The organism is Aquabacterium sp. (assembly GCF_036279655.1).
In the GTDB taxonomy this organism is placed as follows: Bacteria; Pseudomonadota; Gammaproteobacteria; order Burkholderiales; family Burkholderiaceae_C; genus Aquabacterium.
Window position 1 is genome coordinate 1 of the sequence record NZ_DASUIT010000053.1, and the last position, 5,967, is coordinate 5,967.

Annotated in this window: 7 protein-coding genes and 1 tRNA gene; 6 read left to right on the forward strand and 2 right to left on the reverse strand. The window is 63.8% G+C overall.

Annotated features, from left to right (window positions below; genetic code table 11):
- The 4 genes from VFW84_RS05940 to VFW84_RS05955 all read left to right on the forward strand — a co-directional run.
- Positions 1-1,291 (forward strand): PAS domain-containing protein (locus tag VFW84_RS05940; protein ID WP_329679520.1); only part of this gene is annotated, 1,291 nt, incomplete at its 5' end.
- Positions 1,292-1,334: 43 nt separating this feature from the next.
- A complete protein-coding gene (locus VFW84_RS05945) occupies positions 1,335-1,937 on the forward strand; it encodes a PAS domain-containing protein (RefSeq protein ID WP_329679521.1) in 603 nt (200 codons plus the stop codon).
- 144 nt (positions 1,938-2,081) lie between these two features.
- Complete coding sequence (locus tag VFW84_RS05950) at positions 2,082-2,240, forward strand: DUF3309 family protein (RefSeq protein ID WP_329679522.1); 159 nt, start codon at positions 2,082-2,084, stop codon at positions 2,238-2,240.
- Positions 2,241-2,280: 40 nt separating this feature from the next.
- Positions 2,281-2,838 carry a hypothetical protein gene (locus VFW84_RS05955; protein ID WP_329679523.1) on the forward strand — a complete coding sequence of 186 codons (558 nt, stop codon included), beginning with the start codon at positions 2,281-2,283 and terminating at the stop codon, positions 2,836-2,838.
- Between the two features lie 42 nt (positions 2,839-2,880).
- Here the strand turns inward: VFW84_RS05955 and VFW84_RS05960 are convergent, their stop codons facing one another.
- A complete protein-coding gene (locus tag VFW84_RS05960) occupies positions 2,881-3,639 on the reverse strand; it encodes a Crp/Fnr family transcriptional regulator (protein ID WP_329679524.1) in 759 nt (252 codons plus the stop codon).
- 444 nt (positions 3,640-4,083) lie between these two features.
- On the opposite strand from VFW84_RS05960, the gene VFW84_RS05965 reads away from it, so the two are divergent.
- Positions 4,084-4,362: a helix-turn-helix transcriptional regulator gene (locus VFW84_RS05965; RefSeq protein ID WP_329679525.1), complete on the forward strand. Its 279-nt coding sequence runs from the start codon at positions 4,084-4,086 to the stop codon at positions 4,360-4,362.
- A gap of 9 nt (positions 4,363-4,371) precedes the next feature.
- On the forward strand, positions 4,372-5,715 hold the full coding sequence (locus VFW84_RS05970) for a type II toxin-antitoxin system HipA family toxin (RefSeq protein ID WP_329679526.1): 1,344 nt from the start codon (positions 4,372-4,374) through the stop codon (positions 5,713-5,715).
- Positions 5,716-5,752: 37 nt separating this feature from the next.
- Here the strand turns inward: VFW84_RS05970 and VFW84_RS05975 are convergent.
- Positions 5,753-5,828, reverse strand: a tRNA-Arg gene (locus tag VFW84_RS05975).
- Positions 5,829-5,967 lie beyond the last annotated feature (139 nt).

The window sequence follows — 5,967 nt, forward strand, 5'->3', positions numbered from 1 at the left end:
GTCGTGCCGCAATGTGCTGATCTACTTCAACGCCACCTTGCAGCACCGGCTGCTGCCGCTCTTTCACTACAGCCTGCGCCCGGGCGGCATCATGCTGCTGGGCGGGTCCGAAACCGTGGGGCGTGCCCAATCCCTGTTCACCCCGCTCAACCCCAAGATCCGGCTCTACCTGCGCAACGAGCACGCCTTGAGCGCAGTGGCCGTGGACTTCCCCATCAATCGTCACGCTTCGTCTCGCACGAACAGCCAGGAGACCGCTGTGTCGACCACCCCCTCCCCACCGAACAACCTGCAGGCCCGGGCCGATCAGGTCCTGCTGCAGGCCTACTCGCCCCCCGCCGTCCTGGTCAACCCCGATGGCGACATCCTCTACATCAGCGGGCGCACCGGGCGCTATCTGGAGCCTGCGGCCGGCAAGGCCAACTGGAACATCCACGTCATGGCCCGCCCTGGCATCCGCACACAACTGGCGGTGGCCCTGAGGCAAGCCCTGCAAGAGCCCAAACCCATCGAACTGCATGGCCTGCGGATCGACGATGAACCCCACACCACGCTCCACGTAACGGTCCAAGCCGTGCGTGAACCCAAGGCCCTGAACGGCATGGTCATGGTCGTCTTTCGTGAGGTTCGGAACCCGACCGCCGCCAAACGCCGCCGATCCGGCGTCGTCGGCCCGTCGGTGGACACGGCCATGGCCGATGAACTGGATCGCGCGCATGAAGAGATCCAGGCCCTGCGCCGGGAAATGCAATCGTCCAAGGAAGAACTGCAAGCCGCCAACGAAGCGCTGCAATCGGCCAATGAAGAGCTGCAATCGGCCAACGAGGAGTTGACCACCTCCAAGGAGGAGGCCCAGTCCATGAACGAAGAGCTGCAGACCATCAATGGCGAACTGCAGACCAAGCTCGACGACCTCGCCCTGGCGCAAAGCGACATGCAGAACCTGCTCAACAGCACAGACATCGCGACCTTGTTCCTGGATGACGACCTGAATGTGCGCCGTTTCACCGAACAGGCCACCCGCATCTTTCAATTGCGAGACGGCGACATCGGCAGGCCCCTGAGCGATCTGGCCAGCAAGCTGACCTATCCCGAGCTGAACAACGACGCCAAGGAAACCTTGCGCACCCTGAGCTCCTGCGAAAAGCAGATCCCCACCACCGACGGGCGCTGGCTCTCCATCCGCATCATGCCCTATCGCACCCTGTCCAACATGATCCAGGGCGTGGTGCTGACCTTTGTGGACATCACCAGTGCGAAAGAGCTGGAGTCCCGGCTGCGCAAGGGGTAGAGTCCCATCAGCAGGCAGTTTCGCCTGAGCGCAAAGGTTGGCCATGCATCCCCAGGTTCCTGACTCGATGAGCCCCTCGGCCTTGCGCTCGCAAGCACAGGCCCTGCTTGCACGCAGCACCCACACGCCCGCGGGTGATGCCTCGGCAGCACTGGGTGTGCTGCACACCTTGGCCTCCTCGCCCGAGACGGCGGCGGATGCACTGGCGCTGCTGCATGAGCTGCAGGTCCATCAAGTCGAGCTGGAGCTGCAGGCCGAGGCCATGCGCAACGCGCAAGCCAGCCTGGAAGCCGAACTGGCGCAATGGACCCACCGGCACGACCTCGCCCCGGTGTCCTGCTTCACCGTGGATCGCGACACACGGATCATCGAGCTCAACCAGACAGGGCAACAGCGACTGGGCATGCCCCCAGAAGCCTTGCGAGGTCGCGCACTGAGCGAGTTCCTGTCGGCCGACAGCGCCCACGACCTTCACACGATGCTCACCCACCTGAACCAGGGCCATGACATGGGCACCTGCCTGCTGACCCTGACCGCCCCGGACCACACGCCTCGGCCCGTTCATGCATCCGCGCGCCTGGATCCGGCCAGCACCCACATCATGATCGCCCTCATGGACAAGAGCGCGTCTCCGTCGTCTCGCTGACAGCGAGACAGCGCCACGCCGGTCGGTGCGCTATCGCACCGACATGGCCCCCACATCGCCCTAGTCTGAACGCTCATGTCATCGCGCGACATGAGCGGAGATGCCAGTTGGCACTCCGTCACTGACTGCATAAAGGAGCGACTCATGGGCCTGGGCACCATCTTGTTGATCATCTTGATCCTCTTGTTGATCGGCGCCATACCGTCCTGGCCGCACAGCCGCCAATGGGGCTACGGTCCCAGCGGTGGCCTGGGGCTGGTCCTCATCATCGTCGTCGTACTGATCCTGATGGGGCGGCTTTGAGTCCCTGCCATCACCTCCCCCCCCACCCCGAAGGAAACACATGAACAAGCCCTCCACACACCACTCGGCCCTCATCGCGGCCGCCCTGTGCTGCCTGTCGATGTCGGCGACCCACGCCGCCTCCACATCGCAGGCGGATCATCGGGCTGCCAAGGCCCGCATCAGTGCCACCTACAAGGTGGACAAGGCCGCCTGCTCGACGCAGGCCGGCAACGCCAAGGACATCTGCATCGAAGAGGCACAGGCCAAGGAGAAAGTGGCCCTGGCAGAACAGCAGTACGCCTACAGCAGCAAAGCCAGCGACCGCAACAAGCTGTGGGTGGCCCAGGCCGAGGCTGCCTATGACGTGGCACGAGAGAAGTGCGACGACCAGGCCGGCAATGCCAAGGATGTCTGCGTCAAGGAAGCCCAGGCCGTGCGGGACAAGGCCCTGGCTGATGCCAAGATGGGCAAGGACATCCGTGCATCGCGCAAGGACGCCGCGCAAGACAAGCGCGACGCCGATCACGCCGTGGCCGTCGAGAAATGCGATGCGCTCTCGGGTGATGCCAAGTCCAGTTGCGTGAATGCCGCCAAAGTCCGCTTCGGCCAGGAATGACCCACTTCAGCGCTGCCGGCATGCCGCCGGCAGCGCGGTGGCCTAGCGCACCACGTGGATCGGCGACGCGTAGAGAGGAACGTTCACGTGGGGTTCGAAGGCCGGTGCGGGCAGCAGGCGCTCATACTCGCGCTTGACCACGGCATAACACTCGCAGACACGCTCTTCCAGTCCGGGGCGGTCCAGCACGGTGATGCGGCCTCGGGTGTAGCTGATCAGGCCGGCCTTCTGCAGCTTCAAGGCCGCCTCGGTCACGCCTTCACGGCGCACGCCCAGCATGTTGGCGATCAACTCCTGTGTCATCACGATCTCCAGGCCTGGCAGCCGATCCAGGCTCAGCAAAAGCCAGCGACACAACTGCTTGTCCAGCGTATGGTGACGATTGCACACCGCCGTCTGGGCCATCTGCGTGATCAAGGCCTGGGTATAGCGCAGCAGCAGGTGCGTCACCGCACTGGAGTGCTCGAACTCTCCCAACATGGTGTGCGCACTCAGCCGATACCCCACGCTGGCGCTCTGGACCACGGCGCGGTTGACGGTGGTGCCGCCCCCCATGAACAGCGCGATGCCCACCACCCCTTCATTGCCCACCACGGCCAGCTCGGACGATGAGCCATCTTCGGTCACATACAGCAAGGACACGATGCCCTCGGTGGGGAAGTACACATGGTTGAGCTTGCCGCCCGACTCATAGATGGCCGAGCCCAGTGGCATCACCACCCGCTCCAGCCTGGGAGCCCAGCGTAGCCACTCGGCTTGGGGTAATGCCGCAAGCAACCGATTGGCTCGGGGTTCTGGCATCTCTTGCTCCCTGGGATTCGCAGACTGGCAAGACGCCGTACTCCGCACTGATTTCATCAGTGTAGACAGTTCAGTCCATGTCCAATGTGCGTTACCGCACCCACGGGGTCATTGAGTCCACCATTGACACACTGCCACACATCTGTTGCAGCGCCTGGTGGGGGTGCTGCGGAGAGATCATGCCCCCGGTCATGTCTGCCCAAGACGCAGAGATGGCCCGCGCTGCACAGCGATGCATCATGGCCGACCGGATGGTGGGCACCCATCGCCGCATCGCGTTCGATGACCTCGTGCAATACGCCGAGAAGATGCGCACACGCCCACAGTCCGCGCTGGATCGCATGGAAACATGTCAGACGCTGTTAGTCACAAATACAGCCATTGTTGCGTACAGTTGGTTTACAGCCAATAATGCGTACAACCAAGATACAAACCTTGACCTGTATGCAAGCGTTCCCAGTTCGCACGCCAGACCAATTGCCAGCTTTGCTTCAAGCGTTTCGCAAAGCCGCTGGCTTGACGCAAGCCGAAACCGCGCTGCGCCTGGGGGTCACCCAGCAGACCTATTCCGCGCTGGAGCGCAATGCCAGCAAGGTCAGCGCCGAGCGCTTGCTTCAACTCCTGAACCTGCTGGGCGTGGAGTGGTTGCTGCAGGCCAAGTCCGCACCCCAAACCGACGTCCGGGCTGCAGAGCCCGCCGCAGACGACGGTCCGGCCTGGTGAGGCCGCGCCATGGGAAGACGCTCTCATACCCAAACCTTGGGCCTGTGGATGAACGGTGTCCGCGTGGGCACCTGGCGCATGGCACCGCACAGCCCAGACACCCTGCAATACGACCCGAACTGGGTGCAAAGCCGTGAAGGCCGCCCCTTGTCCCTGTCGCTGCCCTTCACGCCCACCAACGCCCCACACCGGGGCGAGCGCGTGCGCCACTACTTCGACAACCTGCTGCCCGACAGCCCGGACATCCGTGCGCGTCTGGCCCGCCGTTACCAAGCCGCATCGACAGCGCCATTCGATCTGCTGGCGCAAGCGGGCCAGGACTGCGTCGGCGCACTCCAGATCCTGCCTGACGGTGTCAGCCCAAGCACCGTCTCACGGCAAGCACGGCCACTGAGCTACACCGAAGTGGCCGATGTCTTGCGGCACGCCACGGCCGCCACAGCACCGGGCTTCATGGAAGACGGCGACTTGCGCATCTCGATCGCCGGCGCACAAGAAAAAACCGCCCTGCTGCAACTGGACGGCCAATGGTGCATGCCGCAAGGCGCCACGGCCACCACCCACATCCTCAAGCTCCCACTGGGCCTGGTCGGGGGCATGGGCCTGAACCTGCGCGAGTCGGTTGAGAACGAATGGCTGTGCGCGCAGATCCTTGCCGCTTACGGCCTGCCGGTGGCCACGTGCGAGCCCGTGCAATTCGAAGACGTGAAGGCACTGGCTGTTGAGCGCTTTGACCGCATGTGGTGGACAGCGCCTGATGGCCAGCGACACCTCATCCGCCTACCGCAGGAAGACCTGTGCCAGGCCACCGCAACCGCCCCAGATCTGAAGTACGAAGCCCAGGGGGGCCCAGGCATCGACCGCATCATGTCGGTGCTGGCGGGCTCCATGACACCCGAGCACGACAAACGCACCTTCTTCATGGCACAGGTGCTGTTCTGGATGCTGTGCGCACCCGACGGGCATGCCAAGAACTTCAGCCTGTTCATCCGGCCCGGTGGGCGCTTTCAGCTCACGCCGCTGTACGACGTGATCTCGGCCTACCCCATCCTGGGGCCAGGTCCCAACCAGATCTCGCCATTCAAGGTCAAGCTGGCCATGGCGGTGCGAGGCAAGAACGCGCACTGGAAGATGAACGACATCCAGCGGCGACATTGGGTGGCCCTGGGGGCCCGACACGGGGTGGTGACGGTGGATGGCCGCCCTGTGGATGCGCTGCTGGATGAGCTTGTGGCGCGCACGCCTGAGGTCATTGATGCGGTCAGACGCAGGCTGCCAGAAGGGTTTCCGCTGTCGTTGGCCGGCAGCATCTTCCAAGGTCTGTCGCAAGCCTCACAACGACTCAGCCTTTGAGGGGGCTGTGCGGGGTGTTTGCCCCAGGCCACAACAGTGGCGCGCCCGACTGGGATCGAACCAGCAACCCCTGCCTTCGGAGGGCAGTACTCTATCCATTGAGCTACGGGCGCAGCGGCTGCCATTCTAGCAGCCCCGTCCCATGAAACCGGGCACAGCCCAGACCTGGCGCCCCTCAATCGCAACATCGACACCGCAAAAACCGCTCAGTGGGTTTTATAATCCCGTGGTTGTGCAGGGCCATGCCCTGCC